Source organism: Streptomyces sp. NBC_00433 (assembly GCA_036015235.1).
Lineage (GTDB): Bacteria > Actinomycetota > Actinomycetes > Streptomycetales > Streptomycetaceae > Actinacidiphila.
In genome coordinates this window covers 8,848,556-8,863,895 of record CP107926.1, presented here as the reverse complement: position 1 = coordinate 8,863,895, position 15,340 = coordinate 8,848,556, and the positions used below count along the sequence as shown (strand labels likewise).

Genomic DNA, 15,340 nt, shown 5'->3' with positions numbered 1-15,340 from the left:
GGCTTCCCCCGCGTGCGGCGCGGGCCGGTTGGACGGGTCCGGCCGGGGCCCTGGAGGCCCGCAGGAGTGCCTTGAGGCGGATGCTGGTGGCCACCCGCCCGGGCGTGGACGCTCAGCTGCGGCACAGCGCCCTCCACCGGCTCGAAGCGGTCTGCGCGAGCCGTCAGCGGCGGGTGCCAAGTGGCGGTGTAGGCGGTGTGAGCGGTGTGAGCGAATCGGGCGTTCGGCCCCTGCGTCCAGGCCCTGCGCCAGATCATGCTGCAGAACTACCACCACGACGCTGCGAGCCGCCTGCGCTGGCGCACCGCCGAGCGCGAAGGCGGGCCCGGGCGATCGTCTCGCCCTACGACATCTCGGCCCACTAAGCCCGCCACCGACACATCATCACCTGGAAGGGCTTCTCGGCTCATCTGACCGAGACGTGTGCCCCCGACAGCCCCAACGTGATCACGGACGTGGCCACCACGGCAGCCACCACGCACGACAGCAAGGTCCTGCCCGGCATCCACACCCGCCTCGCGCGTCGCGGACTGCTGCCCGCCGAGCACCTGGTCGACGGCGGCTACACCTCCCTGCCCCACCAGGAACAAGCCACCCGTGATCACCAGGTCACCGCTTCCGGGCCTCTCCGCGACAACCCCACCCGACAGCATGGGGCTGGTGCAGGGGCGGGTGACAGGTCAAGGTGTCATCCGACCCTGCACCAGCCCCAACTGACCCACCTCAACTATGCAGGTACAAGAAAATCCCATGCCGATCACTGCATTCCGAGACGATCACTGAACTTGCGCCTCAGAGCCTCTCCGGCTTCCGAAGCTTCACAAGAACCCCGGCGCAGAGGCACACCAGATCACAGCAAAAATCCTGGAACGTCCACCGGATCCCCAAGTCAGCGCGCTACTCACCCAGTGATCGCTAGCAGATTTACCAGCGGGCGGTGGGTGGGTCAGATCCGCCAGGTGCGGATGCGGTCGGCGGCGGCGAAGAGGTCGGCTTTTCGGGACTGGATGTCGCGGACCAGGTCCACCAGGGCGCCGTAGGGGGGGTCGATGCCTTCGCCGGAGGCGTGCATGTAGGCGGCGGCGACCTGGCAGGCGTACAGGGAGTTGCGGTACGGCAGGGGCTCCAGGCGTACCAGGGTGTGCAGGAGCGCGGCTGCCCGCCAGGCCGGGTCGGGGGTGGAGGCGTCATGCCGGGGGATCTTCGTCTTGTGGCGCGCGACGGCCGCGACCAGCGCGGAGTAGTCGGCCACCGTCACGTCCTCGGGCAGCGCCTGCTCCTGGACGTCCAGCAGCCAGGGCACGTCGATGTGGAGCACCGGCGGCATCAGGCAGCTTCGCTCCGGCGGGCGGCGGCCGGCGGGACCTCGTCGGGGAAGGCCTCGTCGAACTCCCGCCGGTGCCGGTCGCCGAAGTGCGCGGCGTAGCGGACGAAGAGGGCCCGCTGCTGCTCGCGCAGCGCGAGGTCGTGGAGGTACTGCTTGAGGCTCTTGCCCTCGGCGGCGGCCGCGGCGCGCACCGCCTCGAGCTCCTCGTCGGTGAAGGTGATGTTCAAAGCTGGCATACCCCTGATGGTACCTGACAGGTACCATCAGGGGTGAGGAATCCAGCGGAGCGGCTGATGGACGGCCGACGGGCCCGCCGAGCCGACCGCCGGGATCATCGACTCCCGGTCCGCGAGGGCAGCATCCCCGGGTGCCGGCCGCCACCCGGGGCTACGACGGCGGGAAGAAGGTCCCGGGCCGCAAGCGGCATGGTCACGGACCGCCTCGGCCTGTTGCCGGTCGTCGCGGCCACCGCGGCGAACACCGGCGGCCGCCGCGCCACTCCTGGAACGACCGCGGGCCGCACACCGCACGATCCGCCTGGTCTGGGCAGACGGCGGCTGCACCGGCCCGCTCACCGGCTGGGCCCGCGACAGACCCCGCCGCCTCACGCTCGACATCGTCAGGCAAAGAAGCCGCGGCGTAGTCGCCGCTTCCCGCGCTGCCGAGCAGCAGGCGCGGTCCGAGATGGAGGAAGCGTTGCGGGCCGGCTCTGTTCACGTCTCGTGAACAGAGCCGGCCGCGCCTACGGCAGCCGCTCAACCGCATGCCGGCCAGAAAGCAGCAGCGGCTTGGTCACCACACGACAGACATTGAGGTATTCCAGGGGTGAGGCTGTTTCACTCCGTGACATAGGGGAACCAGCTGGAATCCCTCAACAATATCCACCATCCGACGCCGCATACACACCGCTCGGCCGCCACAGCAGATCGCCGTATCCCACTCTTGCGAATGGTTGCCGCGCCGCGCGGGTCCGGGCCGCTCCGACGGCGTACGGGTCCAGATCATCACCGTTGTCGGGCACGGTCGGTCGGTGTTCGGTGTCGCCGGTGACGGCCGTCCCCTGGACCTGTGCGCGGCCACCGCGGCTTCGACGCCGGTCCCGCCCTGGTCGCCATGCCCGTCACCCCGGGCAGCGCCTCCGACCTCGGCGAGCGGATGATCCTCGCGCCGGTGGCGCTGAACCCGAACCCGGACAGCGACGCGTTGTGGTCCTCCCACGCGGAAGCGGATCGAGCGGGATACGGGCCGCGGCGTGCGCGACGGCGGGGACCGACTGCGCGGTGCTGCAGGCGCTGCGGGCCTGCCTGGGGCGGATGTCCCAGTGGACCCAGCACAGCCGGCGGGTGCTCGCGGAGGTCCGCTACGCCTTGCGGGGGACGGTGCGGCCGGAAGCCCCCCTGCTGCGCCAGGCCTTCGGCCTCGCAGCGATCGGCCGGACCGTGCCCGCATCCTGGGGATGCACCGCCTGTTGCTCCGTCAAAGGCGGAGCAACCTCACGGCGGCACCGACAGCGTGACCCTGTGCCGAGTTCACGAGCCGCACTCTGCCCCGGCAACCGGAAGAGGGGGAGGCGGGCAGGGGCGGTCAAGCCGGGAGGGGGTGGCCTCCGTCGCCCTCTATGACGGTGCGCTCGGCTTCGCCGTGACTGGTGTCCTCGACGATGGTGACGTCCACGGTGCCGTCTCCGGTGGTGTCGAACTGGTACAGGTCGGCCTTGCCGTCGCCGGTGGTGTCGCTCATCCAGACGTCGGGTCTTCCATCGCCGTTGGTGTCGGCACTGAGGAGCAGGTGTTCTTCGGCGGGTATTTCGGTCGTCTCGTCGGTCATGGTGGCCGCGTGCCCCTGGGCGGATTCGGCAAACCGGCGGCTGGGGCGAGCGGTGATGGGGAGTGGCCGCGGACCGGTTCTTCCCGTCGGGCCCGCTGCCGGCGGTCCGGGGTCGGGCTGCAAGGCGGTACCCGGGCCGCCCGGGGCACTGGTGGTGGGCGCAGTCGTCGGGGCTGGGTCCTGTCCGCTCAGCCGGTGGCAGACCGTGCGATGAGCCGCACCGGGAATGACGCCGGCGAGAGGACAAGCCGGGCCGAGCATGTGACCGGCCCTCCGATCGGCGTCAGCTCCCACCGGCCCAGCAGGGACGCCAGGATCACGGTCGCCTCCGCCTGACCGAATTCCTCCCCGATGCATTTGGTGGCGCCCGCGCCGAAGGGCAGGTAGGCGCCGCGCGTGGGCGGTGTGCCTGCGAGCCAGCGGTCCGGTTCGAAGTGGGCGGCATCGTGGTGGAATTCCTCCCGGCGGTGCAGGAGGTAGGGGCTGACCAGCACCATGCTGCCTGCCGCCAGTCGGTGGCCGCCCAGTGTGGTGTCGCGTGTGGCGGTCCGCAGTGTCAGCCAGCCCGGCGGGTAGAGCCGCAGGGTCTCCTTCACGACCCGGCCGATCAGCTTCAGTCGTGGCAGGTCCGCGAAGCCCGCCGCCCGCCCGGCGAGCACCTCGTCCGCCTCGGCCCGTACCGCGGCGAGGACGTCCGGGCGGCCCGACAGCAGGTGGACGGCCCACACCACAGCCGACGACGTCGTCTCCCCGCCGGCCAGCAGCAGCACGGCGACCTGGTCGGAGAGCTCTTGGTGCGACAGTGCGCGGCCCTCCTCGTCCCGGGCTGCCAGCAGCCGCGACATCAGGTCGTCCTGTCCGGTGCCCGGCTCGCCGTAGCCCGCGATGAGCCGGCGCACCTGGGCCTGCCAGTGTGCGAGGGCCCGTGCGTAGCGGCGGTTGCCCGGCGTCGGCAACCGGCCGATGCCGGGCAGTGCCGCCCGGGAGGTGAGGCCGCTGAGGAAGACGTCGAAGGCGTTCCGCAGTTCTCGCGCCTGCTGTCCGTCCAGTCGGGACGAGAACAGCGTGGCGAGTGCCACCCTGGTGGTGAGGTCGAACATGGCCTCGGTGAGGTCGAGTACCTGGCTGTCCCGCCAGTCGGAGGTGGCCGCGGTCACCTGGTCGCGCATCACCTCGACGTAGCCGCGCAGGTGCTCGTGCCGGAAGGCCGGTTGCATCACCAGTCGCTGCCGGCGGTGATCGTGGTATTTGGCGGTCGCGAGACCCGCGCCCATGGCCTGGCGCACTTTGTCGTAGACGGGGCCGGTGCGGTCGAAGCGCCGGAAGTCGGTCAGCACCTCGTGGGCCACGTCCGGGTGGCAGGCCACGAACGCCCGCCAGGGGCCGAGCCGCACCTGCACCAGGTCCCCGTACTCCGGCAGCGAGTCCAGGAAGCCCAGCGGGTCCCGACGCAACCGCAGGAAGTGGCCGACCGCCGGCCGGCTCCCCGGCACCCGCGCGAACTCCGTACCACGATCGCCCACTGTCAGACTCCGTCCCCGCTCACGTCACCCGGTGCCCGCTCGTCCCGGGTGCGGACGCCATCCTTGCCGGACCGTAACCATGCAGGCCGGGCGGCGGTGTTGTCGCTCAGCGAGCGAACTTCTCGATGGCAGCCGGGGTGAGGGGGGTGAAGAAGTTGACGAGGTTGCCGTCGGGGTCGCGGAACAGGAGCGAACGGTTGCCCCAGGGCATCGTGGTGGGTTCGTTGACGAAGTCCTCCACGAAGCCGGTCAGGTTCTTGTGCACGCCGTCCACGTCGTCGACGAGGAATTCGAGGATGACACTGTGGTTGTCGGCCGGGCGGGCGGAGCCGGGCGCGAACAGGGGGACGGTGCGGGTGCTGCCGATCGCGAGGGTGGCCGAGGTGGTCCTGAGCTCCGCGAAGTCCTCGTTGGACCAGTCGGCAGATACTCCGGTGGCGCACTCGTAGAAGTTGACGAGGCGGGCGACGTCGCCCGTGATGATGCGGATAGAGGCAAAGTCCATGGTCTTCTCCTGGTCCGTCGGTGCTTCTGATCGCAAGCTACGACGAATACCGGGCGGAACCCGCCCGGTATATGCGGGAGACTTCGGGGCATGCCTCGCCCCGTTGCCCGCGTGCTCGCCCTGCTGGAACTCCTGCAGTCGGGCGGCATCCGGACCGTGACCGAACTCGCCGATCGGCTCGACGTCGATGAGCGCACCGTGCGGCGATACGCCGGTCACCTCGTCGACCTCGATGTGCCCGTCGAGTCGGTGCGCGGCCGCTACGGCGGCTACCGCCTCGCCCCCGGTTACCGCATGCCTCCGCTCATGCTGAGCGACGACGAAGCGCTCGCCGTGCTGCTCGGCCTGGTCGCGGGTCGGCGAGCCGGCTTGGCCACGGACACGGCGAGTGAGACGGCGGCGGCCAAGATCCGACGAGTGCTGCCCGAGCGGCTGAGCCGCAGACTCGACGCCGTGCTCGGCTCCCTTGCCTTCACGGATCGGCCCGGCGGGGCGGTCGCCCCCGAATCCACGGTCCTGCTCGCGATCGCCGACGCGGTCGACCATCACCGGCCGATCTCGATCCGGTACACAGCCGCCGACGGCCGGCGCAGCGAACGCACACTTCACCCGCACGGGGTCGTCGCCCACTCGGGCCGGTGGTACGTCACGGCTGCGGATCTCACGGCCGGCGAGGACCGGACGTTTCGGCTGGATCGCATCGCCGGGGTGAGGACCCTACCCGGCTCGTTCGAACCGCCCGCCGGACTCGACCCGGCGGAGCGCGTACTGACCGGGCTCGCCACAGCTCCGTACCGGCATGAGGTGGCCCTGCGGATCCAGGGGACGGCCGAGCAGATCCACACCCGGCTTCCCGCCGGCATCGCGATCGTGGAGGAACTCCCTTCCCCGAGCGGCGCAGATCCGCAGGCCGTGCGCTGGTCCCGCGTCGGACTCCGGGTGGAACGGCTCGACTGGCTGCCGGCTGTCCTCGCCTCGCTGGACCGGCCCTTCATCGTCGAACGCCCAGATGAGCTCCGCGGCCTCGTCGAAGCTCTCGCCGAACGGCTCACGAACTCTGCCCGGCGAAGCCCGCCTCACGCATGACGGATCGCTCGGGCCCTCCCCTCCCCCGGTACCGGTTCGACCCGCCCAGGTTCTGCTGATCCCCCGTCGCCGGACGACCGGCTGCCCCAGGACCACCTGGCCCGGTTCGTCGCCCTGGTCGACGATGTGCCGGACCTTACGCCGGTCCTGGCTGACTGCACCGAGAAGCGCGGCTGTCCGCCCTACGGCCCCAGGTCGACGGTGCGGCTGCGGACGGGGAGTCGGTCATGACGACCTTCCAGGTCGCGCTCCGGTGGGGCTGCCCGGCGCGCTGAGCAGCCGGCGCCAGCGCGGTTGTTCGGTGACTGTCACGGTCAGGCACAGCACGGTCGCCGCGGTGGCGGCCCACCAGGGCCAGAGCGCCCACGTTGCCGCTGTGGCGGCTGCGAGCTGCATCAGCACCAGGAGGATCGTCACGATACCGGGCACCGGTACGGGTGTGCCGCCGCCGGGCCTGTCGCCCGGCGTGCTGAAGAGCGCGGGCAGCCCGATCAGTATCGCCACGGCGCCTATCGCCAGGGCTGTCGAGTGCGGCCACAGGGCCCAGGGAGCGCCCACCCACGCGATGAGTTCGGTGAGGAATCGCAGTGCCCCTCGGGCATAGTCGTTCCGGGACGGATTCTTGTCGATCACAGGAGTGGCCGCCTGTCGTTCGTCAGCGGGTGGGCGCTGCGGGCCCGGGGGTTGGCGTGGTGGCCTGGAGTCCCTGGTCGATGAAGGTGATCATCCAGGTGAAGCTGTCGTCGGCGTCTGTGTCGTACTGGAAGCCGCCTGCGACTTCGAGGGTCGAGAACCCGTGCAGCATGCTGCGCAGCATCCGCAGGGCGTGGACCTCCTGGGCGGGGTCCAGGTGGTATCCGCGCAGCACGGCCGAGAGGGAGCTGAGCGCCCGGTTGCCGGCGGGGACGAACGGGTCGTCGGGCCCGTCCGGGCGTGCGCTGTTGACTGCCGTGTACCGGCCGGGATGTTCTCGCACATATGCGCGCATGGCCTGCGCGGCGGCGGCGAGGGCGTCGCCGCCGGCGCGGCCCTGTGTCGCGTCGCGGATGGCGTCGCCGAGTTCGGTCGCGGCCAGGACGGCGATCCGGTGGGCGAGGTCGGCCTGACCGGTGATGTGCTTGTAGAGCGAGGGGGTCTTGACCCCGAGCCGTTCGGCGACCAGGCCCATGCTGAGCTGGGCGAACCCGATCTCGTCGACCAGCGTGGCGCCGGCCTCGGTGATCGACGCCGGGGACAGTCCGGCCCTAGGCAAGGGTCAGCGTCCTGGCCAGGAAGGGCAGGGCCAGCGCGACGACCTTCTCGGGTGTCTGGGCGTGCATGTAGTGGCCGGCGCCCTCGATGACCGCCAGTTCGCCGAGGCCCTGGGGCAGGTCGGCGATGATCCGCTCGCCCTCGGCGCGCGGGTCGGCCCAGTCGGGGTCGGCGCTGCCCTCGATCACCAGGACCGGGCAGGCGACGTTGGGCAACTGCGCGCCGGCGTCGGCGGCGGACTGGCACATGGCCTGCAGAGCCTTCATCCGGCCGGGCTCGCTCATCTTGGCCTCGATGCGGGCCAGTTCGCCGTCCCAGTCGGCGGGCTTGGCCGGGTACGCCAGGTCGAGGTACTTCTTCCAGGCCGGCAGGCTTCCCAGCAGGGCGACCCGCGCCATCCGGGTGGCACCGGACCGGTAGCGCTTCACCCGCATTAGTCCGCCGAGGTCGTTCAGCTGTTTGCGGGTGAACGGTGCCAGTTCGATGACGCCGGCGATCAGGTCGGGCGCGGTGGCGGCCGCGATGGTCGCGGCTCCGCCGCTCATCGACTGGCCGATGATGACGGCCGGGCCGCCGAGGAGGCGCACCAGGGCGACCAGGTCGCCGGCGATGTCGGAGCGGCTGTAACCGTCCCAGCCGAGGCTGGAGTCGCCGCAGCCACGCACGTCGACGTTCGCAACCCGGTAGCCGGCCGCGGCCAGGGCCGGAGCGACGAAACGGTAGGAGTGCCGGCTGTCGCCCAGGCCGTGTGCCAGAACGACGAGAGGGCCCTCACCGATCAGGTCGTAGGCGATGGTGTTGTCGCCGATGGTCAGGTGCTCGGTCATGACTTCCTCCACTGGATTGGCTAACTGCATTAACCATAAGCTAGTGGCGTTAGCCATGTCAACGCACCTCCCGGTCATCGGCTGGTTCCGGCACCCGAGGGTGGCGGTGGGTTTCGGGCCCGGCGCGAGGTAGGACGCGCTCGGCGCCCAGCGCGAAGCCGGGGATGGACGTGCCGGCGAACTCGCCACGACCGGGGTTCTCCGGCGCGAAGTCGATCAGCGCGGACGACGCGCCGCGGTGGCGCCTCCGGCGCCGACGCCTTGGACGAAGCCGACAATCGATCGTCCGTTGCCGGGGGTAGCCATCGGTGGCCGGGCCGGGAACCGGTCGGTCGAACTCGTCGGCGAGCTGTCCCTGGCCAGCAACCGCTTCCGCACCCTGTGGGCACGGCACGACATCAAAGCGCTCGGCTGCACCAGCACCGTCAACCATCCGGTCGTGGGCGAACCGCGCCTCAACCGCGAGAAGCTCGCCGTCGGAGACCTGCTGCTCGTGCTCTACTACCCGGACCAGGACAGCGACGCCGCCGAGAAGCTCCACCTGCCGGCCTCCCTCGCCCCCGCCGGCGGGCAGCAGCCCGCTGCCGCCGTCGACCCGCCGGCAGGCCGCGACGTCGACGCCTGCCACCAGTCGCAGGGCGGCCGGGGCCGACGCAGACCGTGACGCCCTGCTCGCTCCGACCGTTGCCGAGGCGGTCACAAGAGACTCGGGGCGTGCGGGTCCTGGCTGCGTGGCGCTCGGTCGTCGCGGGAGAAGCCAGGCCGACCGTGAGCTTGGACGACCCCGAGTCCACGCCCGAGCCGGTGGAGAGGTTCAGCCGAGACGGCAACGAGGATGTACGGCACCGGGCTTGCGTCCGACCCGCGCCTTTCGCCCGCGTCAGCGGTCCGGCTGCCCGGCTCCGGCCCCGAAGCCGGGGCCGCCGGCAGTTGCCCGCCGGGAGAGGACGGCCGGCCTCCCGGTGGGCCCCGGGTTTCGGGGCGCACCGGGAGCGGGGAGCGGTCAGCCCACGGCTTTCCAGTGGTCGTAGGTGCTGATCATCTGATAGCTGCGGGTCGGGCAGTAGAAGGCGCTGTTCGGCTGGTCGTAGTGAGTGTCGGAGTTCGCGGAGGTCGCGGTGGACCAGGTGCCGTTCTTGCGTACCGCGATGTTGCTGGACTCGAAGGTCAGGCCGGCCATGTCGTCGCAGGAGTACGCTCGTCCGGATGTGCCGACCGAGGAGTACAGCTCCTCGATGTCCCAGCCGTCGGTGCGCCCGGACTGGTTGGTCCCGGACTGCGTGAAGAGGGTGTCCCACCGGCCGGCCGCGTAGTTGTAGAGCGCCGCGGTCCAGGTGTTGCCGGAGGCCGGGGTCTTGACGACCCGTCCGGTGTAGGCACCGCTGCCGTTCGTGTAGGTGCTCAGGAAAGAGCTGTTGATGGGCACCGAGGCCGCGAAGTTGACGCTCCGGCACCAGTCCCAGGCGGATACGGAGCGGACAGTCGGCGTGTAGACCGTGACCAGTTCGACGCAGGAGCCGCCGGGCGGGTACATGGTCGGGGTGTAGATGGTGGTGGCGCTGTTCCTGACAGTGAGCTGGGTGGAGACCGACTGCGTGGCGCAGGAGCCGTCCGAGCCGGACGCCGACTTGAAGGCGGTGCCCTGCGCCGGGTGGATGCTGACCAGCGGCCGGACGGCGGCGCCGCCGGCTCCGGCGCCGAGCGGGCCCTTGTCGGGGATCCCGTACTGCGCGCGGTGCTGCGACGTCAGGGGGGAGAGCAGCCGGTGCACCTCGTCCTGGGACAGGGCGCCCCGGACCGACTGACCGGACACCGCGGTCGAACTGCAGACGCCGACCGCCGCCGGGCCGAGGCCCGCGGCGTCCGGAGAACTCGCGGCGGCGGTGCCGAGGCCGCCGCCCAGGACCAGGGCCGCGCCGGCGGCGAAGATCGCTGCTGCGGTTTTCGGGCTTCTCACGCTGATGAGCTCCTCTCGGGAGGGTGGAGCACCTGACCAACATGCTCATGACAACGCATGGGAGTGCAAAGGAGAAGCCATCTGTCGGCCGACATCCGCGCAGAAGCAGCAGAAAGCAGAAAGCAGAACACACGAGCGGGGGTGAGGCGCGCCGGGTTCTCCTGCCCGGCGGCGTCGGAAAAGGGGGGCAACGCACCTCTGCGGACCGAACCGGTGGCCGTGCGCCTCATCGCCACCGGTACGAACCTCTGCCAGGCCGGCAGCCGGTCCTGGCGGCCGGTGGTGGTGCGCGGGAACTCCCCCGCCGGGGCGTCTGTCGACCAGGATCGTCACCAGCGTGTGGGCCCGCTCGCGCCGGCGGCGCAGCCGGTAGGCGCTCGCGCGCAGTTGGGCCCGCAGAAGAAGCGGCGCCGACGCACCGGTCCGGCGATGCAGTTCCTCACGTCGCGCCGGTCGCTCAGGACTGGGCGTCAGCTCCTGCCCCTGAGCGACGGGACCGCAGGGGCAGCGCCGGCTACCGGCGCAGCGGCTGCCTCTGATGCGCGCGGCGGTCAGGGGCCTCGGGGAGCAGGGGGCGCATGAAAGTGCGTTCGTAGCGCAGGACACAGCCGCTGTCGTCCCTGATGCGGTCGGCTTCGATGAAGTCGGGGTCGCGGCCGAACAGGGTGCGGTACTCCTCGTACGCGGCGAGGCTGGGGAAACTGAAGGCAGTACAGCGCCTCCTGCGCCCACCGGCCGCCCCTGTCCCCGCCAGCAGCAGCGAGCAGTGCCCCCCGGCCGCGTGGGCGGGCGGGGCACGGGGGGGTCGTGCTGTGGGGGCGGTGGCGGTGCGGACTACTGCTCCGGGTCCCAGGCCACCAGCTGGTCGAAGATACGCTCGTTGCCCTCCAGCTTCAGGGAGTTGAGCGGAATACGGCCGTAGAAGCCGAGGACCAGCTCATTGGCCGTGCCTCGGGCGGAGGCGTCGGCCGCGTCCGGCTCCTCGCCGGCGGTGGGCCCGGTGCCGGATCCGGGCAGGCGGTCGAGCCGCGCGCCGTCGCCGGAGAGCCGGTTGCGCCAGGAGCGGCCCTCGGCGGCGTGGTAATCGACACGGGCGGGCTCGTGCGGCCAGGCGACCGTCGTCGTGCAGATGGTCGACAGGAACTCCTCGACACCGTCGAGTGCCACCTCGTCCGGCAGCGGCTGCGGGGCGCCCACGGTGAGCTGGGCGTCGTAGGTGTGCACCGCGATCTCCTGGAGCTGGTGCCGGGCGACGGCGCCGCAGGTCCGCGGCGACTGCGACCTGCCCCACCACGTCCAGCAACCGCGGTCCGGGCCGGCCTCCCGCAGCGCGTCCAGCAGTTCCTGCGTCGATGCGGTCAACCAGGCCGGCAGGGCCTGGCGTTCCCGAGGCGCGGACGCGTCGCCCCGCGGGGCGGACTTGGCCGCGGCGTCAGGTCCCGCGGCGATGGTCGCGGCCCAGGCGCGGCGCCCCTCGCCCAGGTGCTGCACCAGATCGAACAGCGTCCACTCGGGACAGGTCGGCACCCGCACATCCAGGCTCGGGGCGGCGGCGACCGCGGCGCGGAAGGCGGCCGACCGTTCGTCGATGAGTCGCAGCAGGTCGGGGAAGTCCAGAGTGTTTCGCACGCCGGATGTCTACCACTGTGCCCCGGGCGACCGCATGCGGATTCCCACAGCCGACGCGGCGGGCGCGCGGCACGGGCCGCGCACCCCCGGACGGCGCGGTGTCCCCGTTCTCATCGACGCGGGAGGTGCCCGTTGTGAACGGTGCGGGCATTGCTCCGGGTGGCGGAACCGGACCGCCGGCCAATCCGGCGGCCAGGCCCGGCCCGGCCGCGCGTACCGCGCCCCGGCCACGCCCCCTTCCGCTTCCGCCCGCCGGCGCAGGCGCCACCAGCGCCGACGCCCCCGCGCGAGCGGGCCGGGCCGGATCGGTCCTGCCCGCCTCCTACGGGCCCGGATCGATCCTGCCCGCCTCCTACGGGCGATGCCACGTCCCCCTCCGTCGCGTGCGCGTTGCCGGCAGTGCACCGCTTGTGCTGCTCCGGCGGGAGCCGTCGGATCCCAGGAGGGCAGGGGCGCGCCGTCAGCGGGGGGTGGTGGCGGGTGCCGAGTCGGTGGCGGGGGGTGGGGATTGGGGGGGTGGGGTGTGCGCTGTGCGGTCTTCGGGGGTGTTGCGGGTGCCCAGGACCAGCAGGGTGGTGAGGCCGGCTGCCAGGTAGAGGAGGGCTTGGGCGTTGAGCAGGGGGACGGGGCCCAGGCGGTCGGCCAGGAGGCCCGCGAGGGCCATGCCGATGGCCTGGGCGCCGTTGAAGGCGGTGTAGAAGGAGCCGAGTGCGCGGCCGAGGTGTCCGGGTGGGACGCGTTGCTGGACCATGCCCAGGATGCCGGCGTAGTAGATGCCTCCGGGCAGGCCGACCACGGCGAACAGGCCGATGTAGACGCCGAACGCGGTGGTGGTGGGTGCGTTCCAGATCAGCAGGGCGAGGACGGAGAAGCTGAGGGCGCCCCAGGTGATGAGCGGTTTGGGGTGGACGCGGGTGCCCAGGACGCCCAGTGCCAGGCCGCCCGTGATGCCGCCGATGCCCTGGACGCTGCGCAGCACGCCGATCTGGGCGTCGCTGCCGTGCAGCGTCTTGGCGACGAAGACGACGAACAGGACCACGAACAGGCCCTGGCCGATGGCGCAGAGGATCGCGGACAGGAAGGAGAAGCGCAGCCGGCGGTCGTCCAGGATGACCGCGACGCCCTCCCGCCAGTGCCGGGCGACCTGGCGCAGGCGTGAGGTGCCCGGTCGGCGGGTCGCGGTGGAGGGGTCGGGCGGTGCCGGCCGCGCGGGTGCGGTGGCGGGGGTGGTCTCGGGCCGGCGGATGCGGCTGACGACCGCGGCTGCCAGGAGCAGGCCGGCGACCGAGGCCGCGGCGACCGGCCGGAGCCCTCCGGCGACCATGATGCCGCCCAGCAGGCTGCCGCCCAGCCGCCCGAGGTTGGAGTTGAGGACGACGAGGTTGCTGGCCGCCACGCTCTGTCCGGGGTCGACCAGGTCCGGCAGCAGGGCGTTCTTGGAGGTGAGGACGAACTGCGCGCAGACGGCGCGGCCGGCGATCACGGTGTAGACGAGCCAGAGCAGGTGGCCGGGGGAGACGAGGAGCAGCAGGGCGACCAGGGCCGCGTGGAGCAGGGTGCAGCCGAGGAGCAGGTTTTTGCGGTCGTAGCGGTCGGCGGCGACTCCGGCGAGGGAGCCGACCAGGATGCCGGGGGTGAGTTCGATCAGGAAGGCCAGGGAGGTCGTCCCCGCCGAGCCGGTCATGCGGTAGACGAAGATCGGGATGGCGGTGACGAGCATCCAGTCGATCGTGTCGTCGATGAGCCCGGCCGCCCACAGTGCCCGGAAGCGCGGGTGGCGTATCGGGGAGTTGCGGGCGGTCCCGGTGCGGTCGGGGGGCTTGTGCCTGCGGGGTGTCGCGCTCACCTGGGCTCCTCGGGGCGGTGGAAGGCCTGGAGGCTGAAGCTGATCTCGGATGCCTGGGGCGGGGCCTGCTCGCGGTTGGTGACGATGTACGGCCGCACGAGCAGGTCGATGACCGAGACGAGGTGGACCAGTTCGTCCGGGGTGAGCGTGAGCGCGTAGGTGTCGAACACCGCTGCTCGCTGCCAGGGTTCGTCCAGGGAGCCGAAGCTCGCGAGGAAGGACCTGGCCAGGCGGGTGAGTTCGCCCAGTTCGGCGCCGATGACCGCGGAGTGGGCGGCGAGCGCCTCGGGCCCGTCGCCGTCCGGCAGGAAGTCGAAGCCGGTGGCCACGGCGCGCCAGGGCCGGTCGCGTGCGTCCGCGCCCTGTTCGGCCTCGGCCCGCTCCACGAGTCCGTACCGGTGGAGGAGGCGCAGGTGGTAGCTGCAGTTGGAGGCGGAGTCGCCCGTCGCCTCGGCGCACCGGCTCGCGGTGGCCGGTCCCGTCCGCATCAGGTGGTGGAGCAGGCGCAGGCGCAGGGGGTGGGCGAAGGCGCCCAGGACGCGCACGTCGGTGATCGATACCCGGCCGGGTCCGGTTCCGGGGTCCGCCTGCGGTATGAAAGACATCTTTCAATAGTGCGCCGGTGTCCTCGGCTCCGCAAGCGTGCCGCGCGGCACGGGGTGCTTGAGCAGGCCGTTTCCCGGAGGCCTGCGTGGAGGTGCGTTTCCTTCCGCGGAGGGGGAGGCGGGTTGTGAAATATGTGTTTCATGTGTCGGGGTCCGAGGGGTTCGGGCGGGCGCCCCGTGCGGGGTCGGCGTGTCGGCTCCTCCCCCGCCGCTCCCCGCTCTTCCTCCCGCGGTGGAAATCCGTTCCGCTCCGCCGAGATGTCCGCGTGGATTGGCTAGCCTGCCGGAAAGGACCCCTGGAAGACGAAGAGGAAAGGGTTTCGATATGGCTTTCTCACCCTCGGGTGCGCGCCGTGTCGGCGTGCTGTGCGGATCGCGCGGCGGGCGGACCCCGCTCTATGTGGAGGCCGCCGCCGCGCTCGGCGACGCGCTCGGGCGGCGGGGCGCCGACCTGGTGTACGGGGCGGGCGGCTCGGGTGTCATGGGCGCCGTGTCGCAGGCCGCGTACCGGGCCGGTGCGAGGGTGACCGGGGTGATCCCGCACGCCCTGCACGAGCGGGAGCGGGCCGTCGAGGCCTGCGGCGAGGTCTTCGTGGTGTCCAGCATGCACGAGCGCAAGGCACTGATGTACCGGCTCTCGGATGCTTTCCTGGTGTTGCCCGGTGGATTCGGCACCCTGGACGAATTGATGGAGGTGGCGACCTGGAACCAGCTGGGTTATCACCGGAAGCCGGTCGTGCTTGTCAATGTGGGGGAATTCTTTCAGCCGCTGATATCGATGCTCGACCGGATGGAGGAGGAAGGGTTCTTCACGGCCCGGGAGCGGTCCATCGTCCGGGCCGCGGACGGTGCGGACGCGGCCCTGGACCTGCTGGGCCTGCCCCGCCCGGCGTCCGCTGAGCCGATGGTGCCCGCCTGAGAGCCCGCCGGGAGCGTCTCGCGCCGCGGCCGGCCGGC

At 71.6% G+C, this 15,340-nt stretch carries 14 protein-coding genes and 3 pseudogenes; 4 read left to right on the top strand and 13 right to left on the bottom strand.

Features of this window, described 5'->3' with window-relative positions; translation table 11 throughout:
• Nucleotides 1–946: 946 nt before the first annotated feature.
• From OG900_38505 to OG900_38485, 5 genes are all read right to left on the bottom strand, one after another.
• Nucleotides 947–1,327, bottom strand: a complete 381-nt coding sequence (locus OG900_38505; GenBank protein ID WUH95480.1) for a toxin Doc — start codon at nt 1,325–1,327, stop codon at nt 947–949.
• Nucleotides 1,327–1,563: a hypothetical protein gene (locus OG900_38500; GenBank protein WUH95479.1), complete on the bottom strand. Its 237-nt coding sequence runs from the start codon at nt 1,561–1,563 to the stop codon at nt 1,327–1,329. Before OG900_38500 ends, OG900_38505 begins: the two co-directional genes overlap by 1 nt.
• Nucleotides 1,564–2,911: 1,348 nt before the next feature.
• Nucleotides 2,912–3,154: a hypothetical protein gene (locus OG900_38495; GenBank protein ID WUH95478.1), complete on the bottom strand. Its 243-nt coding sequence runs from the start codon at nt 3,152–3,154 to the stop codon at nt 2,912–2,914.
• A gap of 188 nt (nt 3,155–3,342) precedes the next feature.
• A complete protein-coding gene (locus OG900_38490; GenBank protein WUH95477.1) occupies nt 3,343–4,677 on the bottom strand; it encodes a cytochrome P450 in 1,335 nt (444 codons plus the stop codon).
• Between the two features lie 106 nt (nt 4,678–4,783).
• Complete coding sequence (locus tag OG900_38485) at nt 4,784–5,182, bottom strand: VOC family protein (GenBank protein WUH95476.1); 399 nt, start codon at nt 5,180–5,182, stop codon at nt 4,784–4,786.
• Between the two features lie 90 nt (nt 5,183–5,272).
• Here OG900_38485 and OG900_38480 point away from each other — a divergent pair, with 90 nt between their 5' ends.
• Together OG900_38480 and OG900_38475 are read left to right on the top strand one after the other, a co-directional pair.
• Nucleotides 5,273–6,268: a YafY family transcriptional regulator gene (locus OG900_38480; protein WUH95475.1), complete on the top strand. Its 996-nt coding sequence runs from the start codon at nt 5,273–5,275 to the stop codon at nt 6,266–6,268.
• A 40-nt stretch (nt 6,269–6,308) separates the two neighbouring features.
• Nucleotides 6,309–6,478: pseudogene (locus OG900_38475) on the top strand (IS1182 family transposase).
• Nucleotides 6,479–6,493: 15 nt separating this feature from the next.
• Here OG900_38475 and OG900_38470 read toward each other — a convergent pair.
• The 3 genes from OG900_38470 to OG900_38460 are packed head-to-tail and all read right to left on the bottom strand — an operon-like array spanning nt 6,494 to nt 8,346.
• Entirely contained in the window at nt 6,494–6,901 is a 408-nt protein-coding gene (locus OG900_38470; protein ID WUH95474.1) for a hypothetical protein, read from the bottom strand.
• 22 nt (nt 6,902–6,923) lie between these two features.
• A complete protein-coding gene (locus tag OG900_38465) occupies nt 6,924–7,490 on the bottom strand; it encodes a TetR/AcrR family transcriptional regulator (protein WUH96077.1) in 567 nt (188 codons plus the stop codon).
• A gap of 22 nt (nt 7,491–7,512) precedes the next feature.
• Complete coding sequence (locus OG900_38460) at nt 7,513–8,346, bottom strand: alpha/beta hydrolase (protein WUH95473.1); 834 nt, start codon at nt 8,344–8,346, stop codon at nt 7,513–7,515.
• A 322-nt stretch (nt 8,347–8,668) separates the two neighbouring features.
• Between OG900_38460 and OG900_38455 the strand changes: the two are divergent.
• Nucleotides 8,669–9,010: pseudogene (locus tag OG900_38455) on the top strand (transcriptional regulator).
• 339 nt (nt 9,011–9,349) lie between these two features.
• Here OG900_38455 and OG900_38450 read toward each other — a convergent pair.
• The 5 genes and pseudogenes from OG900_38450 to OG900_38430 form a co-directional block, all read right to left on the bottom strand.
• Nucleotides 9,350–10,303 (bottom strand): hypothetical protein, encoded by a 954-nt coding sequence (locus OG900_38450; GenBank protein WUH95472.1) that lies wholly within the window; start codon nt 10,301–10,303, stop codon nt 9,350–9,352.
• A 514-nt stretch (nt 10,304–10,817) separates the two neighbouring features.
• Nucleotides 10,818–11,009 (bottom strand): annotated as a pseudogene (locus OG900_38445) (NIPSNAP family protein).
• Between the two features lie 128 nt (nt 11,010–11,137).
• Entirely contained in the window at nt 11,138–11,932 is a 795-nt protein-coding gene (locus OG900_38440; GenBank protein ID WUH95471.1) for a maleylpyruvate isomerase N-terminal domain-containing protein, read from the bottom strand.
• Nucleotides 11,933–12,392: 460 nt separating this feature from the next.
• Entirely contained in the window at nt 12,393–13,778 is a 1,386-nt protein-coding gene (locus OG900_38435; GenBank protein ID WUH95470.1) for an MFS transporter, read from the bottom strand.
• Nucleotides 13,775–14,383 (bottom strand): helix-turn-helix domain-containing protein, encoded by a 609-nt coding sequence (locus tag OG900_38430; GenBank protein WUH95469.1) that lies wholly within the window; start codon nt 14,381–14,383, stop codon nt 13,775–13,777. Before OG900_38430 ends, OG900_38435 begins: the two co-directional genes overlap by 4 nt.
• A gap of 325 nt (nt 14,384–14,708) precedes the next feature.
• Here OG900_38430 and OG900_38425 point away from each other — a divergent pair, with 325 nt between their 5' ends.
• The gene (locus tag OG900_38425; GenBank protein WUH95468.1) at nt 14,709–15,302 is read left to right on the top strand and encodes a TIGR00730 family Rossman fold protein; all 594 of its coding nucleotides are present in this window, start codon (nt 14,709–14,711) and stop codon (nt 15,300–15,302) included.
• Nucleotides 15,303–15,340 lie beyond the last annotated feature (38 nt).